Consider the following 18,885-nt stretch of genomic DNA (forward strand, 5'->3'; position numbering starts at 1 on the left):
TATTGCCTGTCCTGAATTCAAGCCAAATATGCGTTTATTCCCCGTCCGGAATTCAAACGCTTTTTGTCCGGAATTCAAACGCGCTTTACTCCCATCAGCCCAATCAGGCCTATTACGAGAAAGTCTGGGCTGCACCGCATAGCATTAACCCCGACAATCTGGAGAAATCCAAAAAAGCGCCAAACTTCCTCAGCTTTGCCGGCAAGCAGGTGATTTCTGACGGCAAACGTAATATCGAAATTCATGCTTTATCCGGGAATAGCCACAACGATGCCTTCGTTGCGGTGTATTTGCCCAAGGAAAAGATATTGATCGAGGCCGACGCCTACACCCCGCAAGCCGCAAACGCGCCGGCGCCCACATCTGTGAACCCTTATTCGTTGAATCTGTATGAAAATGTTCAACGGCTTAAATTGGATGTTGGACAGATTGCTGCCTTGCACGGTCCGCGTGTGGTGACCTTAGGCGATCTGCGTAAAGCCATCGGCATCACCAAAGCTTCGCGATAAGCAGATCAACAATTGAGGCACTGGCGGAAGGCCGGTGCCTCAATCTCAGCGCAAACAGGCTGACTTAGAAATCCCAATAAACTTTCGATGCTGGCGAGCGCTGAGCGGGCGCCTCAGCAACAAGTGGGTTCTGCCCCGCCATCAACACCCCGCAGCCAATCGCTGCTGAATTTCAAACAATCCTACGCAGCAATCGCGGCTAGACCCTCTAAAACGCCACATTCCAAAAGTTGGCATGTAGCGTGCTTTGTTAAATGCGTATTTGAATTAGCAATTTCACATTTATCTCTCATAGTTCCAGTACTACGCATGACTGACCTAAAAACCAAGTCGGAGAAAACTCGCGAGCGATTGTTGAATGCCGCCGGCCGCATCTTTGCCGAGAAAGGCTATCAGGACGCGACCATCGCCGAGATTTGCGAGCAGGCCCAAGCCAATATTGCCTCGGTGAATTATCACTTTGGCGATAAGCAAACTCTGTATCTGGAAGCTTGGCGGCATGCTTTCAATCATGAGTTAGGCCAGCATCCGCCCGACGGCGGCGTGCCTCGGCAGGCGCCGGTAGAGCAACGGTTGGCCGGGCGCATAAAATCGCTAATCCGCCGCCTGGCCGACGACGAATCTTATTCGTTTGCCATCATTCACAAGGAAATGGCGCAGCCGACCCGCTTGCTGGCCGACATTCTGGAAAAGGAAATCAATCCGCAGCGCCAGCAAATGTTCGGTTTGCTGCGCGAATGCCTGGGCCAGGACGCCAGCGAACAACAATTGCAATATTGCCACGCCAGCATCATGGGCCAATGTTTTCAATTGCTGCGCCTGAAACAAACGCAACAAGCCCGGCCGCAGCGCGCCCTGCCCAGCGACATGAGCGACATCGGTGCCTTCGCCGAACATGTGGTGGACTTTTCGCTGGCCGGCATCCGTGCCATCCGCTCGCAAACCTTACCTAAACGCATCCAAGCATGAACCCACAAATTTCCGATTTACCCTCGTCGAGCAAGCGCCGGCCCTGGTTGTGGACCGGCGCACTATTAGTGGTGAGCCTGGCCAGCGCCGGCGTCTATTTTCAGCACAGCGAAGCCGCCCCGGATACTAAAGCCGAGCGCGGTGGCGGCAAAGGCCGGCGCTTTTTTGAACAACCAGATGCTCCTGCGGTCGTCGCTACCCAGTCAGCCAGCAGCGGCGATTTTCCGGTTTATCTGAACGCGCTCGGCACCGTCACCGCCTTGCGCACCGTCACCGTCAAACCGCGCGTGGACGGCGAATTGGTGAAAGTGGCATTCAGCGAGGGCCAAATGGTCAAGGCCGGCGATCTGCTGGCGGAAATCGACCCGCGGCCGTTTCAGGTGCAATTGCAGCAAGCCCAAGGCCAGCTGACCCGCGACCAGGCCTTGTTGCAAAACGCCGAGTTGGACCGGAGCCGCTATCAAACCCTGCTGGAACAGGATTCGATTGCCGCCCAACAAACCGTCACCCAAGAATCGCAGGTCAAACAATATCGCGGCAATGTCGAGATGGATCAGGCCCTGGTCGATAGCGCCAAGTTGCAACTTGGTTATGCCAAGCTAACCGCACCGATTTCCGGACGGGTGGGCTTACGGCAAGTGGACCAAGGCAATATCGTCAGGGCTAACGACGCCAACGGCCTCGTCGTGATCACTCAATTACAACCAATCAGCGTGGTGTTCACGCTACCCGAGGACAAGTTGCCGGAGGTGGTAAAGCGCTATCGTGACGGCCAGGCCATTAAAATAGAAGCCTACGACCGGGGCGGCAAACTGAAATTGGCCGAAGGCAAACTCACCGCGCTGGACAATCAAATCGACCCGACTACCGGCACCATTAAACTTAAGGCGCAATTCGACAATCTCGAGCAAACCCTATTCGCCAATCAATTTGTTAACGTGCGCATGCATCTGGATACCTTGCACGGCGTTACACAGATACCCAGCAGCGCCTTGCAACACGATACCCAGGGTGCGTTTGTGTATGTGGTCGATGCCGAAAATATTGCCCACCTGCGGCGCGTCGAACCCGGCCCCAGCGAAGGCGAAAAAGTGGCTATCGAACATAATCTGGCACCGGGAGAACAACTCATCCTCACTGGCATCGACCGGGTCAAGGACGGCGCGGTGGTGGATGTGGCCGAGAAAGACGGCCAAGCAGTCGCCGCCAAACCCGAGTTGCAACCCAAACCCAATGACGAATCCGGCAGACGCCGGCGGCGCGGATAAGTCATGAGTCTCAGCGATCCGGGCAAGGCCGGCTTCAATCCTTCGCGCCTATTCATTCTGCGGCCAGTCGCCACCTCCTTGTTGATGGTGGCTTTATTGTTGGTGGGGATACTGGCTTATCGGCTATTACCGGTCTCGGCGCTGCTGCAGGTCGATTATCCGACCATCCAGGTCACCACGCTGTACCCTGGCGCCAGCCCGGAAGTGATGACCTCCATCGTTACCGCGCCGCTGGAACGCCAATTCGGACAAATGCCGGGCTTGACGCAAATGAGCTCCACCAGTTCCGGCGGCGCGTCGGTGATTACCTTGCAGTTTAACTTGCACTTGGACCTGGACGTTGCCGAGCAAACCGTACAAGCCGCGATCAACGCCGCCGCCAACTTTCTACCCGACGATTTGCCTCAAGCACCCATCTACAGCAAGGTGAATCCGGCCGATACCCCCATCATGACGCTGGCGGTCAGCGCCCAATCTCTGCCCCTATTTAAGGTAGAAGATTTGGTCGATACCCGGCTGGCGCAAAAAATTGCCCAATTGCCCGGCGTCGGCATGGTCAGCATCAGCGGCGGCCAACGGCCGGCGGTACGCATCCAGGCCAACCACAAAGCGCTGGCCGCTTACGGCATCAGCCTGGAAGACCTGCGCAGCGCGATTGCCGCCGCCAACGTCAACCAACCCAAAGGCTCGATCAACGGCCCAAGCCGCGCCGCGACGATAGACAGCAACGATCAATTGCGCTCACCGGCCGAATACCGCGAGTTGGTGGTGGCTTACAAAAATGCCGCGCCGGTCAAATTGGCGGACGTCGCCGAAGTGGTCGATGGTGCCGAGAACGTGCGTCTGGCCGCCTGGGCCAACGACAATGCGGCGGTCATCGTCAACATCCAGCGCCAGCCCGGCGCCAATGTGATCGAGGTGGTGGATAGCATTCAGGAACTGCTGCCCAAACTGCAAGCCTCGCTGCCGCCCGGCATAGAGGTCACGCCATTAACCGACCGCACCGTAACGATTCGCGCCTCGGTACACGACGTGCAATTCGAACTATTACTGGCCGTGGCGCTGGTAGTGATGGTGATCTTCCTGTTTCTGCGCAATATCCCGGCCACCATCATTCCCGGCGTTGCGGTGCCGCTGTCTTTAGTAGGCACCTTTGCGGCGATGTATCTGGCCGATTTCAGCATCAACAATTTAACCCTGATGGCACTGACCATCGCCACCGGCTTTGTGGTGGACGATGCCATCGTGGTCATCGAAAACATTTCCCGCTATATCGAGCGCGGCGAAGCGCCGTTGCAAGCCGCATTGAAAGGTTCGGCGCAGATTGGCTTTACCATTATTTCGCTGACTTTTTCGCTGGTGGCGGTATTGATTCCACTGCTGTTCATGTCGGATGTGGTGGGCCGTTTATTCCGAGAATTTGCGATTACGCTGGCGGTAGCGATCTTGATTTCGGCGGTGGTGTCATTGACCCTGACGCCGATGATGTGCGCCAAACTGCTGCGCCCCGGCGCCGGCAACCATAGCGAAGACGAAATCGGCGACGACTGGTTCGGCCGCTTGATCAAGACCTACGGCCGCAGCCTGAGTTGGGTGATGCAACGGCAAACGGCGACCTTGCTGGTGTTTTTTGTGACTGTGGCATTGACCGCGGCGATGTATATCTGGATACCGAAAGGCTTTTTCCCCAGCCAGGATACCGGCATCATTCAAGGCTTTTCCGAAGCGCCGCAAAACGTGTCGTTTCCGGCCATGGCCGAGCAACAGCAAAAGCTGGCCAAATTGATACTTGAAGATCCGGCCGTGGAAAGTCTGTCGTCATTTATCGGCGTCGATGGCGTCAACGCCACGCCCAATAGCGGCCGGTTTTTGATCAACTTAAAGCCGCACGATCAACGCCCATCGGCTAACGAAATTATCGCCCGCTTGAAAACCCGTTTGGCCGAATCGCCCGGCAGCGTGTTATACCTGCAACCGGTGCAGGATTTAACGATGGAAAACCGGGTCAGCCGCACCCAATACCAATTTACCCTGGAAGGCGCCGACATCGATGATTTGAACCGATGGACCGGCAAGCTGGTAGATGCCTTGCACGGCCGGCCCGAATTTGCCGACGTGGTCAGCGACGTGCAGGACCAAGGTCGCCAAGTGTTTGTGAAGATCGACCGCGCCACCGCCAGCCGGCTTGGTGTCAGTACCGCAGCTGTGGACAACGCCTTATACAGCGCTTACGGCCAACGTCTGGTCTCGACCATCTTCACCCAGGCCAATCAGTATCGGGTGGTATTGGAAGTCGATCCGGCCGAGCAGACCGGTCCGCAAGCCTTGAACGAATTGCGCATACCATCCACCAACGGCACCCAAGTACCGTTGTCGGCCATCGCCGAACTGTCGGAGCGGCCGACCACATTGGCGATCAGCCATCTGGACCAGTTCCCGGTCACGACGGTGTCCTTCAATCTGGCACCCGGTTATGCGCTGGGTGATGCGGTCGCCGCCGTCGATGCCGCTAAAAGCGAGATCGAATTGCCGCTAGCCATCCGCAGCGAATACCAGGGCGCCGCGCAAGCCTTTAAGGCTTCTCTAGGCAATACGCTGTGGCTAATCCTGGCTGCCATCGTCACGGTGTATATCGTGCTGGGCGTGCTGTACGAAAGCTATATCCATCCGATCACGATCTTGTCCACCCTGCCCTCGGCCGGCGTTGGCGCGTTGTTGGCGCTACAAGTCTCCGGCGGCGACCTGGGCATCATCGGCATCATCGGCATCATTTTGTTGATCGGCATCGTCAAGAAGAACGCGATCATGATGATAGACTTTGCGCTGGAAGCGGAACGGAAGCAACATCTGCCACCCGAGCAAGCCATTTTTCAGGCTTGTTTGTTGCGCTTTCGGCCGATTTTGATGACCACCTTGGCTGCGCTATTGGGTGCGCTACCGTTGATGTTGGGTAGCGGCGTCGGCTCCGAGTTGCGCCATCCGCTGGGTATCACGATGGTCGGCGGCTTACTGCTCAGCCAATTGTTGACGCTGTACACCACGCCGGTAATTTATCTGGCCATGGACAGGTTGGCGCGGCAGGTTAACGCCGGTCTGGGGCTGAATCAAGTGGAACAAGCGGCAGAGGACCCAAGCCAACCATGAACCTGTCCGAATTATTCATCCGCCGCCCGGTCGCCACTACCTTATTGACCATAGCCATTGCCTTATGCGGCGTGCTGGCGTTTTTAAATCTACCCATTTCCTCGCTGCCGCAAGTGGACTTTCCCACCGTATCGGTACAGGCGCAGATACCCGGTGCCAGCGCCGAGACGATGGCCGCGACGGTCGCCACGCCGCTGGAACGCGCGCTCGGCCGGATCGCCGGGGTTACGGAAATGACCTCCAGCAGTTCCCAAGGCTCTACGCAGATTACCTTGCAATTCGATTTAAACCGCGACATCGACGGCGCCTGCCGCGACGTACAGGCCGCGATCAACGCAGCCGCCAGCATGTTGCCCAGCAATATGCCCAATCGGCCCAGCTACCGGCGCGACAACCCGTCGGATTCGCCGATTCTGATCCTGGCTCTGACCTCGGACAGTTTTACGCGCGGCCAGATGTACGACTCCGCGTCGACGATTTTGCTGCAAAAAATTTCGCAAATCCCCGGCATCGGCCAGGTACAGATCGGCGGCGCGGCATTACCGGCGGTGCGTGTGGAACTGAACCCCAACGCGCTGAGTAAATACGGCATTGGCCTGGAAGACGTGCGCAACACCATCGCCCAAACCAACGTCACCCGGCCCAAGGGCGTACTGGAAAGCGCCAACACCCGCTGGCAGATTCAAGCCAACGACCAGGCCCGTAAAGCCGAGGAATATCTGCCGTTGATTGTTGCGTATCGCAACGGCGCGCCGGTGACGATTGCCGATCTGGGCGAAGCGGTCGATTCCGTCGAGGATTTGCGCAATACCGGTGCCAAAAACGGCAAGCCTTCAGTGCTGTTGATTATCCGCAAACAACCCTTGGCGAATGTGATTCAGACCGTCGATCAAGTGCTGGCGGTAATGCCCGCTTTGCGGGCAGCGCTGCCCAGCAATATCGAACTCTCGGTGGTGGATAGATCCTTATCCATCCGTGCCTCGATTACAGAAGTCGAACACGGCTTGTTCGTCGCCGTGTTACTGGTGATTCTGGTGGTGCTGGTATTTCTGCGTAATCCACGCTCGGCGGCGGTGCCCATCGTCGCGGTGCCTGCTTCCTTACTGGGGTCTTGTGCGGTGATGTATTTCTGCGGTTTTAGTATCAACAACCTAACCTTGATGGCCTTGACCATCGCCACCGGTTTTGTAGTGGACGATGCAATTGTGGTGGTGGAAAACACCAACCGGCATATCGAAGAAGGCGTGCTGCCATTCCGCGCGGCGCTATTGGCAGCCAAAGAAGTGGGCTTCACCGTATTGGCGATGAGCGTGTCGCTGGTAGCGGTGTTCCTGCCAATTTTGTTGATGGGCGGCGTGCCGGGTAGGCTGTTTCGGGAGTTTGCAGTGACCTTGTCGGCAGCGGTGCTGGTCTCGCTGGTGATCTCGCTAACTACCACCCCCATGCTCTGCGCGCGCTGGCTGGGTAAGGAATCCAAGGAACATGGCGCCGTCTATCACGGCATAGGCGCAGCTTTCGATTGGATACAGAACATCTACCGGATCAGCCTGAGCTGGGCCTTGCGCCACGGCCGCATTATGCTGAGCTTATTGCTGGCAACCATCGCTTTCAACATTTACTTATACGGCGCCATCGACAAAGGTTTTTTCCCGACCCAAGACGGCGGCCGCTTGTTGGGCGAAATTCAAACCGATCAGAACACCTCGTTCCAAACCCTGCAAAAGCAATTTGCGCAAATCTCCGAGATTTTGCAAAAAGATCCGGCGGTCGCCAATGTCGCCGGTTTTGCCGGCAGTTCGCAAAGCAGTAACAGCGCGCGGATTTTCATCACCTTGATTCCGCACGAACAACGCGACGGCGTCGAGGTGGTAATGGAGCGCTTGCGCAAGGCCGCAGGCCGGGTTCCCGGCGCCAGTTTGCATATGTTTCCGGCCCAGGAACTGCGCATAGGCGGACGCATGTCGTTCGGCATGCTGGATTACACCCTGCAGGCCGACGACCTTGATTTATTGCGAGCGTGGACACCCAAGGTACAAGCCGCGCTGGCTCGGTTGCCGGAATTGAGCGACGTCAGCACCAGTCAACAGGACAAGGGCGAACAAATCGGCCTGACCGTCAACCGCGATCTGGCCGCGCGTTACGGCGTCAGTCAGGCCTTGATCGACAACAGCCTGAACAGTGCCTTCGGGCAACGTCAGGTGTCGGTGATTTACAATCCGTTGAATCAATACCGGGTGGTGATGGAACTGGCGCCGCAGTACTGGCAATCGCCGGACAGCCTGAAACAACTGTATATCAGCGCGCCGGGTCGAACCGGCACCGACGGTACGCAAGCACAGCCCAAGCAAGTACCTCTGTCGGCGCTGGCCGGCTTTGCACCCAGCAACGCACCGTTGTCGGTTCATCACCAAGGCCAGTTTGCGGTGACCGAATTATCGTTTAATTTAAAGCCCGGCATATCGATGTCCACTGCCGATGCCGCTATCAACCAGGCCTTGCGCGACATCGGCTTGCCGGCCGCCATCACCGGCAGCTTTCAAGGCTCGGGTAAGGCGTTTCAGGAAGCCTTGCGCAGCCAGCCCTGGCTGGTTTTGGCCGCGTTGATCAGCATTTACATCGTGCTGGGCGTGTTATACGAAAGCCTGATACATCCGTTGACGATACTATCCACCCTGCCCTCGGCCGGCGTCGGCGCCTTGCTGGCCTTGATGGCTTGCGAAAAGGAGTTCAGCATCATTGCGCTGATCGGCGTGATTTTGCTGATCGGCATCGTCAAGAAAAATGCGATCATGATGATAGACTTTGCACTGCTGGCTGAGCGCGAGCGCGGTTTGGATTCGCGCGAAGCGATCTTTCAAGCCTGCATGCTGCGCTTCAGACCCATCCTGATGACCACGCTGGCCGCACTGTTCGGCGCTTTGCCGCTGGCTTTGGGCAGCGGTTACGGCGCGGAATTGCGCCAACCACTTGGTATTTCCATCGTGGGAGGCCTGATTTTCAGCCAGCTTTTGACTTTGTATACAACGCCGGTCGTTTATTTGTACCTCGACCGGTTCCGGCTGTGGATGCACGGCCGCTTTTCCAACCGCGCCGCTAGCCCAGCGCCACATTCCATCTAAACCGATAGTCATGCGTTTAAGAATAAACCCACCGTTGCTTGCTTCCTTACTGACCTTGCCGTTGGCTGCCTGTACGGTAGGCCCGGATTATGTGCGTCCGCAAGCCAATATCTCCGAGGAATTTAAAGAAGTGAAAGGCTGGAAGCAGGCCCAGCCGCGCGATACCGGCTTGCCCGGCAAATGGTGGGAAATTTTTAACGACCCCAAACTGAACGAACTGGAAGAACAAGTTGCCGCCGCCAACCAGTCCATCATCCAGGCCGAAGCCCAATATCGGCAAGCCCAGCATCTGGTGCAATCGGTGCAATCGTCCTTGCTGCCGGTGGCGACATTGACCGGCACCTTCAACCGCTTCCGCGCCGCCACCGGCCAGAACGTCGCGGTGGGTGGCGTGCGCAACCTGTTCGGCCAGGCGGTCGGCGTGGCCTGGGAACCTGATTTATGGGGCAGTGTGCGCCGCCAGGTGGAAGCCAATACCAGCAATGCACAGGCCAGTGCCGCGACCTTGCATGCGTTGATTCTGTCCAGCCAATCGGCGTTGGCGGACAGTTACTTTCAAATGAAAACCCTGGACGCCCAGAAAGCCTTATTAGACGAAACGGTAACGGCGTTTGCGAAAACCCTGGAAATCACCAAAAACCGCTATGCCGTGGGCGTGGTGGCCAAGGCCGATGTGGTGCAAGCGGAAACGCAATTGGAAACCGTGCGCGCTCAGTCCATCGACCTGGGCGTGCAGCGCGCCAAGCTGGAACATGCCATCGCGGTGCTGATAGGCAAAACCCCTGCCGAGTTGTCGCTGGCGCCGGCACCTTTAACCGCACAACCGCCGGGCATTCCGGTCAGCCTGCCCTCTGAATTGCTGGAACGCCGTCCGGACATTGCCGCCGCCGAACGTAAAATCGCCGCCGCCAACGCCCAAATCGGTGTCGCCAAAGCCGCTTACTACCCTACTTTGAATCTGGCCTCGACTAACGGTTTTCAGTCGCCGACTGCCGACACCTTGTTCACGATGGCCCGCCGCTATTGGTCCTTGGGGCCGGCCGGCTTGGCCTTGACCTTGTTCGACGGCGGTGCCAAAAATGCCCAGTATAAACAGGCGATAGACGCCTACGATGCCAGCGTCGCCGCCTATCGGCAAACCGTGCTGACCGGCTTTCAAGAGGTGGAAGATAACCTGGCCGCGCTGCGTATCCTGGATGAAGAAACCCAAGTGCAAGACAAAGCCGTCGCCGCTGCGAAACAGGCCTTGGCCTTGACCAACAATCAATATCAAGCCGGCACAGTTAGCTACATCAACGTGATAACGGCGCAAACCGCGGCGCTATCCAATCAACAAACCGCTGTGCAATTGCTCGGGCAGCGTTTGTCGGCCTCCGTGTTATTGGTCAAAGCGCTGGGCGGCGGCTGGAATGAAACCTTGGTTCCCACTGAAGATGAAGCTGATGGCGACCGCAAATGGACCGACTATTTGATTTTGCCGCTGGTGGATTAATTATCAACCCGGCCTTATTTAACACGGGTACTCGCTTCGGGCTGAACTGGCGAAGCGGGGCGCGTCCTGCGCCAAACACCCGTCCTTCCGTTGACACCCTTCTTGCTTGAACTACATTTATCGGCAGTTCGGTTTAGCCGTTAAGCTTTTAAGAACCGGCCAAGGCGGGCATCAGTCGAATGCACGCAAATATTTAAGTCATTGACCACAAGGAATCTTAATGAACAAAGAAGCGGCGAAGGCGCATATTCTGAAAAATTTAATGCCGGGCGATTCTCTAGTCGGATTTTTCATCGCCCAGCAACCTTTCAAGCTTTGGTTGTTTTTTATCATCGGCCCCCTGGCTGTATTCAGCATGAAGCAATATTTCATTGCCGTTACTCAAAAAGGCATCCATTTTCACCGCTTAAACTTATTGGGGAAATTTGCCAGCGACGACTTTTTTGCCTTCAATGAAATTGCCACCGTCAAAATCGGCAAGGGTATGCTGCAAAGACCGATGAAATTTACACTTAAAAACGGCCGAAATATCTACATAAAAGCGCAGCTGAAAGGCTTGGAAAAAGTAGCCAAGCTTGACGAAGCCACGCAAAAACATATCGAACGCAATATTGCCGTCGTCAAATGATATTGTTTCTTTTCGTAACGGCAAGCTATACCGCGCTGCTGTTGTTTTACAGACCGTCACCGAGCTGCCTGAAAGATGCCCCGCTCACTTTCTTGGAAAATTTTAAGCAAATTAAGGCGGCGTTGTTTTCCGGTTTGTGGTTTTTGAGTATTTTTCTAGTGACCAGCGACTTTGGTTTTAATGAGGTTGATGAACAGCTTTATCGTTTATTGGCATTAAACAATATTTCGGCAGCGGCGATTTTATGGCCGCTGCAAGCCATTACACATTTATTTATCCACATTAACTTTCCACATGTCCTGACCAATGTAGCCGGCTTGGGCATCGCTGCGGCTTACGAACGACAAGCCGGCTCTGGCCGATTTTTAATGGTGTTGCTGGTAGCCAGCCTGTCCTCTATCCCCTCAATCCTGTTCTACTCGGAGCCGATAGCGATCTGCGGTATTTCCGGCGGCGTATTCGGTCTGGCTGCCGCTTACTTCACCGACCAGGAAGGTCTGAGCACCAAAGAATGGCTGTATGCGGTACTGATCTGTAGCGTATTTTTGGTGTGGCTGTCCGTCGGACACAGCATGGAATCGAAGGCAAACGGGCAACTGCAATTTAAGATCGATTACTACGGTCATGCCCTGGGCGCGCTGGGGGCTATCGTTTATTGCCGTTTGAGACCCCGAAAAACAGCCGACAAGCCTTTGCCAAACTATTGACCGGCCCTATTTATCTCGGGCATTCCGTTCGGACTGAGCTCGCCTAAGCCCAGGGCGAACGGTATTTAAGGGCCGGGTTAATAACAGGATGGCTTTGAATTTATTCCGGTATTCGTCCGTAAACAACCGTCGCGGCATCGTTTGCTTAGCTGTTGTTTGAAAAACGGCAACAGCCCCTAAAAAGTAACCACCACGTCGGCACCAAAAATAAACTGGCTGTCCTTGTTCCGTTCGTCGTAAGCATCGACGCCTTCCGACCAGTCGTAGCGCGCTTCCGGCCGCAGCATCAACCATTTCGCCGGCTTCCAGTTTACCCCTAGCGTCGCCGCATAATAATTGGCCGGCCCGGTCGCCAGCACCGCGCAACTGGGGCACATTTGGCCCACCCGAACGCCGTCGTCATCCCTAAACCATTCGCCGCGCAGGCCCACGCCCACGGTATCGGACAGGTCGTATTTCAATTGCGAATGAATGCCGTACCATTCGGCGTCGGCGAAATTATTCAACGGGTGCTGTTGTTCGATGCCGTGGTCGTGCTGCAGCACGTAATGCCAGCGCTCGGCGAAGTTATGCTGGAATACCAGGCTGTAAAACGTGCGGTTGTCGCGTTTATTAATACCGGTCTGGCGCTGAAATTCGCGCAGATTGTTGTCGCTGTTGACGTCGCCGGTAATCAGCGTCGCGGTGAACGAGGTCGCCGCATCGTCGCTGGTCCAGGTCGCACCGCCCAGAAAATTCCAGTTTTCCATGTTTTTATCGAACCCGTCCCAAGCGCCGTTGCCGTCCAGTACACCGTTTAGCTTGGTGTGGCCGCCGGTCACCGCCCCCAGTGTCACACTGAGATTTTGATGGACCGGATAGGTGGTGGTCATGCCGAAATGGGTAAACGGCTCGCCGTATTGAAAGGTATAAGGATGGGTGTAGAAAAAATTATCCGGCGACAAACCGGTCTCGTACCCCATGATCGTGTAAAACCGGCCGATGCGCGTGGTCAGGCCCTTGCCTATCGGCGTAAAAATATCCAGGTACGCATTCGGGATCGCCAGTTTGTAAAAACGCTCGTCGGAACCGATCAAACGGTTATCCCAATGGCCGCCGCCGTAAGGGTTGATGGTATTGAAGCGGGCGTCGCTGCCGTACATCAAGGTCAGCTTGCCGCCGACATCCCAATGGTCGCCGCTGGTATTGACGTCGCGGATTAATTCGCCGCCCAGTTGGTGCAGATTGAATTCGTTGGCCCGGTCGGCAAACACCACGGGGCCGTTGTAGCCGTCGCCGGGGTCGTTGGCGTTGTAAACGATACCGGCATCGGCCCAACTGTGGACGCGCAAGCCGGCGGCTTTCATCCAGGGTAAGTCGTTAATCAGCGACAAGCCGTTCAATAAACCGGCGCGTTCCTCGGCCGGCAACGGCGACATCGCCAACAGTAACGGTGCGGCATACAGCCATTCGCGGGTTCGGAAAGATGAGTGTGGCATGGTGTTCTCCTGTCGGAAAATGAATCGTCGAAGTTTTTCGGGCGCAAGCGTTCCCGCCAGCCGGAAAATCCGGCTTAAATGGTTGGGGTTATGAAAATTTAAACGGCTAAAACCGGCGGTTTAGTCGGGGCGCGCAAGATAGGCGCGCCAGCCGCCGTAATCGGTAATGTCCAGTGCCTCGCTTACGGCGGCCGCTTCGCAGACAAAGCCCTGCACGCTAGTGCCGTCCTGCAATTGCACGCTGCCGATACCCAAGGGCGGCGGGATTTCGGCGACGAATTCGCCGTAACGGCTGACCGGTAAGGCCCACACCTCGACGGCAATCGCCGCGCCGGGTTCGGCGCGCACCATGCCCGGCCGCTTGCCGTCCGGCAATGCGTACAGCCGGTAGGTCGGCGCGGTCAACGTGCGTTGCAGCAACACGCCGCCGCGACCGGTCAACAGAGGGTTTAGCGGCAAACCGGACAGATGCGCGCCGCACACCGCGACCCGGACGAAGCCGGACGAATCGTCGCTGTTCGCTGCCGGACATTCGGCGCTTAAGATTTGGGAGACGCCCAACCGATGCGGCGCCGATTGCTCGCGCCATTTCGCTAACGTCAGCAATGCCCGGTCGGCAAAGGCCGGCGCGCACAAGGTGATGCCGAACGGCAGGCCATTACCGCGAAAACCCGCCGGCAGCGCGATGGCGCTGAGGTCTAGCAGATTCATGAAATTGGTGTAATAGCCCAAGCGGCTGTTCAATTCGAGCGGTTCGGCTTCGACGGCGGCAATCGGGTAGATGGTGCCGGTGGTCGGCGTGACCAGCACGTCGATCTGTCGCCAGAGCGCATCGCTTTGCCGCTTCAAAGCCTGCAAGCGGTAAAACGCGCGCCAGGCGTCGGCGGCCGACAAGTTCGCGCCGTTGGCCAAAATATCCCGGGTAACCGGGAATAAGGCTTCGGGCTGGTTTTGCAACAGTTCGCCGACCACCAGATAACGCTCGGCTAGCCAGGGGCCGGCATACAGCAAGCCGGCGGCATCCAGCAAGGGCTGAATGTCGACTTCGACGGCGCTGCCGCCTTGCCCGACCAGCTCCGCAACCGCCTCGGCAAATAATGCGCTGGCGGCGTCGCCGAAAAATTGCAGTTGCTCCGGTTTCGGCACACCGAAACGGAAACGGCTAGCAAAGCCCGGCGGCACCGGCAAGGGCTGATCCGGGCGGTTATAGGCGTCTTCCGGGTCGTAAACGTTGGCGACCCGCATTACTTGCTCGGCGTCGGCGGCCGTCAACGCGAAGATCGACAGACAATCCAGGCTACGGCAGGCCGGCACCACGCCCGACGTGCTTAACAAGCCCCGCGTCGGCTTGACGCCGACCAGATTATTGAACGCCGCCGGCACCCGACCGGAGCCGGCGGTGTCGGTGCCCAACGCAAAGCTGGCCAGACCGGTCGCCACCGCAACCGCCGAACCCGAGCTGGAGCCGCCGGCGATGTAAGCCGGATCGAAGCTGTTGCGGCACACGCCATAGGGCGAGCGGGTGCCGACCAAGCCGGTCGCGAATTGGTCCAGATTAGTCTTGCCGACCGGAATCGCCCCGGCAGCGATCAATTGCCGCACCACGAACGCCGATTGCTCGGGCTGGAAGGCATAGGCCGGGCAAGCCGCAGTCGTCGGCAAATCGACCAGATCGATATTGTCCTTAATCGCAAACGGAATGCCGTACAACGGCAAGTCTTGAGGCGACTGGTCCGCCAGCACCTCGGCATAAGCCAACAGCCGTTCGAACGGCAAGCGGCTGATCCAGACGCCGCGCTGCGGCGCCGATTCCAGTCGCTGCCAGAGCATTTCGACCAGCGCCGTCGGCGTCAGCGCGCCGTCCTTGTAAGCTTGGCTGAGGCTGGCGATGCTGAGTACCTCCGGCAATTCGCTCCAGGTCTTCATGCGTCCTCCCCGGCCAGCAGCACCAGCAAATCCTGGCCGGCGCTGATTTGAGCACCTTCGTTGCAAAACACTTTCCAGACCGTGCCGTCTGCCGGTGCCGTTACCGGAAATTCCATTTTCATCGATTCGACCACCACCAAGGCGTCGCCTTGCTTGACGCTATCGCCGGCCTGGACCAGTACTTGCCAGACGTTGCCGGCGATATGGCTGGCAACGGCCCTGGCGCCGGCCGGCAAATCCAGCTCGGTATCGATGGCCGCCGCCGCGACCGCCTGGTCGTCCGCGTACACTTGCCCGGCTTGCGCCCAGCGTTCGCGTTCGGCGTCGAAGGCCGCCTGCTGGCGCTGTTTGCAGGCGGCGATCTCATCGGCGTTTTGGCGCAGAAAGTCGTTGTATTGGCGCAGGCTGAAGGTTTCCTCGCGGATATCCAGTTTGACCTTGCCGCTGATCACGTCCTGCCGGTAACGCAGCAATTCCTCCGCGGATACCGGGAAGAAGCGAATCTGATCGAAAAAGCGCAGCAACCAAGGCTTGCCGTCGCGAAAATCGGCGGTTTGCCGGTAGCGGTTCCACATCGGCACGGTACGGCCGACGAACTGGTAGCCGCCCGGGCCTTCCATGCCGTACACGCACAGATAAGCGCCGCCGATGCCGACCGCGTTCTCCGGGGTCCAGGTGCGGGCCGGGTTGTATTTGGTCGTTACCAAGCGGTGGCGCGGATCGATAGGCGTGGCCACCGGCGCGCCGAGGTAGACGTCGCCCAAACCCATCACCAGGTAGCTGGCGTTGAACAGGATGTCCTTGACCTGCTCTATGCTGTCCAGACCGTTGATGCGGCGGATAAATTCGATATTGCTCGGGCACCACGGCGCATCCTTGCGCACCGACTGCATGTATTTTTCGATGGCCAGTTGGGTGGACGGGTCGTCCCAGGACAGCGGCAGATAGACGATGCGGGTCGGCACTTCCATGTCCTCGATGGCCGGCAACTCGGCTTCGGCTTGCTCTAGAATCCGCATCAGTTCGTCCAGTTTCAAACGTCGGTCGTAATGTACCTGCAAGGAGCGGATACCCGGCGTCAGGTCGACGATGCCGGCGATGCTGCGTTGTTGCAGCCAGGTCATCAAGGCATGTACTCGAAAGCGCAGATTGATGTCCAGTACCAGCGGACCGTATTCGACCAGCAGATTGCGGTCGCCGGCTTGGCGATAGGTCACTGCAACCTGATCGGTGTTGGCCGGCACCTGAACAAGGATGCAGCTTTCCGCAAAATCGGGTGGTGCCGGCAGTTCCGGTAACGCGGCATGAGCCGGGTCGGCCAAGGCTTGCTCGATCTGGGCATCCAGTTTCGCCGCTTGTGCGCGGTTCAAGCGGATGAAACGCACGCTATTGCCGGGCTTCAATTGGCCCAGCTTCCACAATTCGGCCGCGACCACGGTAGCCGGGCAGACAAAACCGCCCAGACTCGGGCCGTCCGGGCCGAGAATGACCGGCATGTCGCCGGTGAAATCCACCGCGCCGATGGCGTAGGCGTTGTCGTGAATGTTGGATGGGTGCAGACCGGCTTCGCCGCCGTCGCTGCGCGCCCAGCGCGGTTTCGGGCCGATCAGACGGATGCCGGTGCGGTTGGAGTTGTAATGCACCTCCCAGTCGGTCGCGAAAAATTCGTCTATGTCCTCGTCGGTAAAAAAGTCCGGCGCGCCGTGCGGGCCGTACAGCACGCCGATCTGCCAGTGCTCCGAATAAACCGGTAGCGCGGCCGAATTCGGCACAACTTCCTCGGTCATGGCAGCTTCCGTTACGACCGGCAACACGTCGCCGACCCGCAGCACCCGGCCGCCATGGCCGCCGAATTGGCCCAGCGTGAATGTGGCGCGGCTGCCCAGATATTCCGGCACGTCGAAGCCGCCTTGGATCGCCAGGTAAGCGCGGCAACCCTGGCCGGCGATAGTGCCCAGTTTCAACACGTCACCGGCGGATACTGTTATGGCTTGCCAGAATGCGACGGCCTGGCCGTTCAATTCGGCCGTCATCGTCGCGCCGGTCAACACGATGCGGGTAGCGAAATTGAAGCGCAGGCTGGGGCCGTTAATCGCCATTTCCAGCCCGGCCGCGTGTTCCGGGTTGCCCAAAATCCGGTTCGCCAAGCGAAAGGCCAGCATATCCATCGGCCCGGACGGCGGCACGCCGACGTCCCAATAACCCAGGCGGCCAGGATAATCCTGGATCATGCTTTGCGTGCCGGCTTCCAGCACGTCCAGGGTGCGCGGAAGGTAAGTCAGTCCGGCCAGATAAGCGGTAATCTGGCGACCGCTGCGGAACACCTCGTCGGCGACGATCTGCCGCAAATAGACCAGATTGGTTTCGATGCCGTATAGGCGAGTTTCGGCCAAGGCCGCATCCATTTGCGCCAGCGCCTGTTCGCGGTCGCCGGCGTGAACGATGACTTTGGCCAGCAAAGGGTCGTAATAAGGCGTGACTTCCAGGCCGTTCTCCAGCCAGTGGTCGACCCGGACGCCGACCGGAAAACGGCACTCGCTCAACAGGCCGGCCGAGGGCTGGAAGTTCTTGTTCGGGTCTTCGGCGTACACCCTGACCTGCATAGCCCAACCCTGCGGCGCGTGCCGATACTGATCCAGGAACGTGCTGTCGCCGGCCGCCAGCCACAGCATCCACTCGACCAGATCGGTGCCGGTGACTTGTTCGGTCACGCCGTGTTCGACTTGCAGCCGAGTGTTGACCTCCAGGAAATAAAATTCGCCGCTGTCCTGGTCGTAAACGAATTCGACGGTGCCGACGGAACGGTAATTTACCGCCTCGGCCAGCGCCAGGGCATGGCGATAAAGCGCTTCTCGCGTCGCCTCGCTGAGGCCCGGCGCCGGGGTTTCCTCGATTACTTTCTGGTTGCGGCGCTGTACCGAACAATCGCGCTCGCCCAAATGGATCACCCGCCCGGCGCCGTCGCCGAAAATCTGCACCTCGATATGGCGGGCGCGTTCGATGAACTTCTCCAGATACAGGCCGCTGTCTTTAAAATTGGCCGCGCTCAAGCGCTGCACGACGGTAAAGGCCTCTTGCAGTTCCGTGTCGTTGCGGCACAAGCGCATGCCGATACCGCCGCCGCCGGCGGTGCTTTTCAGCATCAACGGGTAGCCGATTGCGGCTGCCGACGCTACGGCCTGATCGATGTCCGCCAGCAAGCCTGTGCCCGGTAGTAACGGCACGCCGCAGGTTTTGGCGATTTCGCGGGCAGTGTGCTTCAAACCAAAGCGCCGCAATTGTTCCGGCGTCGGGCCGATGAAAACAATGCCGGCCGCAGCGCATTGCTCGGCGAACTCGGCGTTTTCGCTCAGAAAACCGTAGCCGGGATGGATGGCCTGGGCACCCGTTGCCACCGCTGCTTCAAGAATTCGCTCACTGCGCAAATAGCTGTCGGCCGCCGCCGCTCCGCCGACACATACCGCTTCGTCGGCTTCCTGGACGTGGCGGGCATGGGCGTCGGCTTCGGAATACACCGCGACACTGGCTATACCCAATTCCTTTAAAGTCCGGATGATGCGGCAGGCGATTTCGCCGCGATTGGCGATCAATACCTTGTTAAACATGAATCCTCGTTTGGCGGGCCGTCCCGCCTTGACATACCGG

11 protein-coding genes are annotated in these 18,885 nt (G+C 58.0%); 8 read left to right on the forward strand and 3 right to left on the reverse strand.

The features are described from left to right. Positions 1-2 precede the first annotated feature (2 nt). The 8 genes from JWZ98_RS12660 to JWZ98_RS12695 all read left to right on the forward strand — a co-directional run bounded on the left by JWZ98_RS12660 (position 3) and on the right by JWZ98_RS12695 (position 11,836). On the forward strand, positions 3-509 hold the full coding sequence (locus tag JWZ98_RS12660) for a hypothetical protein (RefSeq protein ID WP_240347979.1): 507 nt from the start codon (positions 3-5) through the stop codon (positions 507-509). 309 nt (positions 510-818) lie between these two features. Then, on the forward strand, positions 819-1,478 hold the full coding sequence (locus JWZ98_RS12665) for a CerR family C-terminal domain-containing protein (protein ID WP_205450312.1): 660 nt from the start codon (positions 819-821) through the stop codon (positions 1,476-1,478). Further along, on the forward strand, positions 1,475-2,746 hold the full coding sequence (locus JWZ98_RS12670; protein ID WP_205450313.1) for an MdtA/MuxA family multidrug efflux RND transporter periplasmic adaptor subunit: 1,272 nt from the start codon (positions 1,475-1,477) through the stop codon (positions 2,744-2,746). The genes JWZ98_RS12665 and JWZ98_RS12670 overlap by 4 nt, the downstream gene beginning before the upstream one ends. Before the next feature lie 3 nt (positions 2,747-2,749). Next, positions 2,750-5,890 carry an MdtB/MuxB family multidrug efflux RND transporter permease subunit gene (locus JWZ98_RS12675; RefSeq protein WP_205450314.1) on the forward strand — a complete coding sequence of 1,047 codons (3,141 nt, stop codon included), beginning with the start codon at positions 2,750-2,752 and terminating at the stop codon, positions 5,888-5,890. Then, positions 5,887-9,009 carry an efflux RND transporter permease subunit gene (locus JWZ98_RS12680; RefSeq protein ID WP_205450315.1) on the forward strand — a complete coding sequence of 1,041 codons (3,123 nt, stop codon included), beginning with the start codon at positions 5,887-5,889 and terminating at the stop codon, positions 9,007-9,009. Before JWZ98_RS12675 ends, JWZ98_RS12680 begins: the two co-directional genes overlap by 4 nt. A 10-nt stretch (positions 9,010-9,019) precedes the next feature. After that, a complete protein-coding gene (locus tag JWZ98_RS12685; RefSeq protein WP_205450316.1) occupies positions 9,020-10,501 on the forward strand; it encodes an efflux transporter outer membrane subunit in 1,482 nt (493 codons plus the stop codon). Between the two features lie 220 nt (positions 10,502-10,721). Beyond that, positions 10,722-11,129: a hypothetical protein gene (locus tag JWZ98_RS12690; protein WP_101052240.1), complete on the forward strand. Its 408-nt coding sequence runs from the start codon at positions 10,722-10,724 to the stop codon at positions 11,127-11,129. Beyond that, complete coding sequence (locus JWZ98_RS12695) at positions 11,126-11,836, forward strand: rhomboid family intramembrane serine protease (protein ID WP_101052239.1); 711 nt, start codon at positions 11,126-11,128, stop codon at positions 11,834-11,836. The genes JWZ98_RS12690 and JWZ98_RS12695 overlap by 4 nt, the downstream gene beginning before the upstream one ends. A 176-nt stretch (positions 11,837-12,012) precedes the next feature. Here the strand turns inward: JWZ98_RS12695 and JWZ98_RS12700 are convergent, their stop codons facing one another. The 3 genes from JWZ98_RS12700 to uca all read right to left on the reverse strand — a co-directional run bounded on the left by JWZ98_RS12700 (position 12,013) and on the right by uca (position 18,845). Continuing rightward, complete coding sequence (locus JWZ98_RS12700) at positions 12,013-13,314, reverse strand: porin (protein ID WP_101052238.1); 1,302 nt, start codon at positions 13,312-13,314, stop codon at positions 12,013-12,015. A gap of 120 nt (positions 13,315-13,434) precedes the next feature. Beyond that, positions 13,435-15,240, reverse strand: coding sequence for an allophanate hydrolase (atzF, locus tag JWZ98_RS12705; protein WP_205450317.1), 1,806 nt, complete (start codon positions 15,238-15,240; stop codon positions 13,435-13,437). Beyond that, a complete protein-coding gene (gene uca / locus JWZ98_RS12710) occupies positions 15,237-18,845 on the reverse strand; it encodes an urea carboxylase (protein WP_205450318.1) in 3,609 nt (1,202 codons plus the stop codon). The genes atzF and uca overlap by 4 nt, the downstream gene beginning before the upstream one ends. Positions 18,846-18,885 lie beyond the last annotated feature (40 nt).

The organism is Methylomonas sp. EFPC1 (assembly GCF_016925515.1).
Classification (GTDB): Bacteria; Pseudomonadota; Gammaproteobacteria; order Methylococcales; family Methylomonadaceae; genus Methylomonas; species Methylomonas defluvii.

Bases quoted from the DNA above. Each gene is read 5' to 3' on its own strand.
- JWZ98_RS12690 (WP_101052240.1), top strand. From the start codon at position 10,722: ATGAACAAAGAAGCGGCGAAGGCGCATATTCTGAAAAATTTAATGCCG.
- JWZ98_RS12670 (WP_205450313.1), top strand. From the start codon at position 1,475: ATGAACCCACAAATTTCCGATTTACCCTCGTCGAGCAAGCGCCGGCCC.
- JWZ98_RS12695 (WP_101052239.1), top strand. From the start codon at position 11,126: ATGATATTGTTTCTTTTCGTAACGGCAAGCTATACCGCGCTGCTGTTG.
- JWZ98_RS12680 (WP_205450315.1), top strand. From the start codon at position 5,887: ATGAACCTGTCCGAATTATTCATCCGCCGCCCGGTCGCCACTACCTTA.
- JWZ98_RS12675 (WP_205450314.1), top strand. From the start codon at position 2,750: ATGAGTCTCAGCGATCCGGGCAAGGCCGGCTTCAATCCTTCGCGCCTA.
- atzF (WP_205450317.1), bottom strand. From the start codon at position 15,240: ATGAAGACCTGGAGCGAATTGCCGGAGGTACTCAGCATCGCCAGCCTC.
- JWZ98_RS12665 (WP_205450312.1), top strand. From the start codon at position 819: ATGACTGACCTAAAAACCAAGTCGGAGAAAACTCGCGAGCGATTGTTG.
- JWZ98_RS12700 (WP_101052238.1), bottom strand. From the start codon at position 13,314: ATGCCACACTCATCTTTCCGAACCCGCGAATGGCTGTATGCCGCACCG.
- JWZ98_RS12685 (WP_205450316.1), top strand. From the start codon at position 9,020: ATGCGTTTAAGAATAAACCCACCGTTGCTTGCTTCCTTACTGACCTTG.
- uca (WP_205450318.1), bottom strand. From the start codon at position 18,845: ATGTTTAACAAGGTATTGATCGCCAATCGCGGCGAAATCGCCTGCCGC.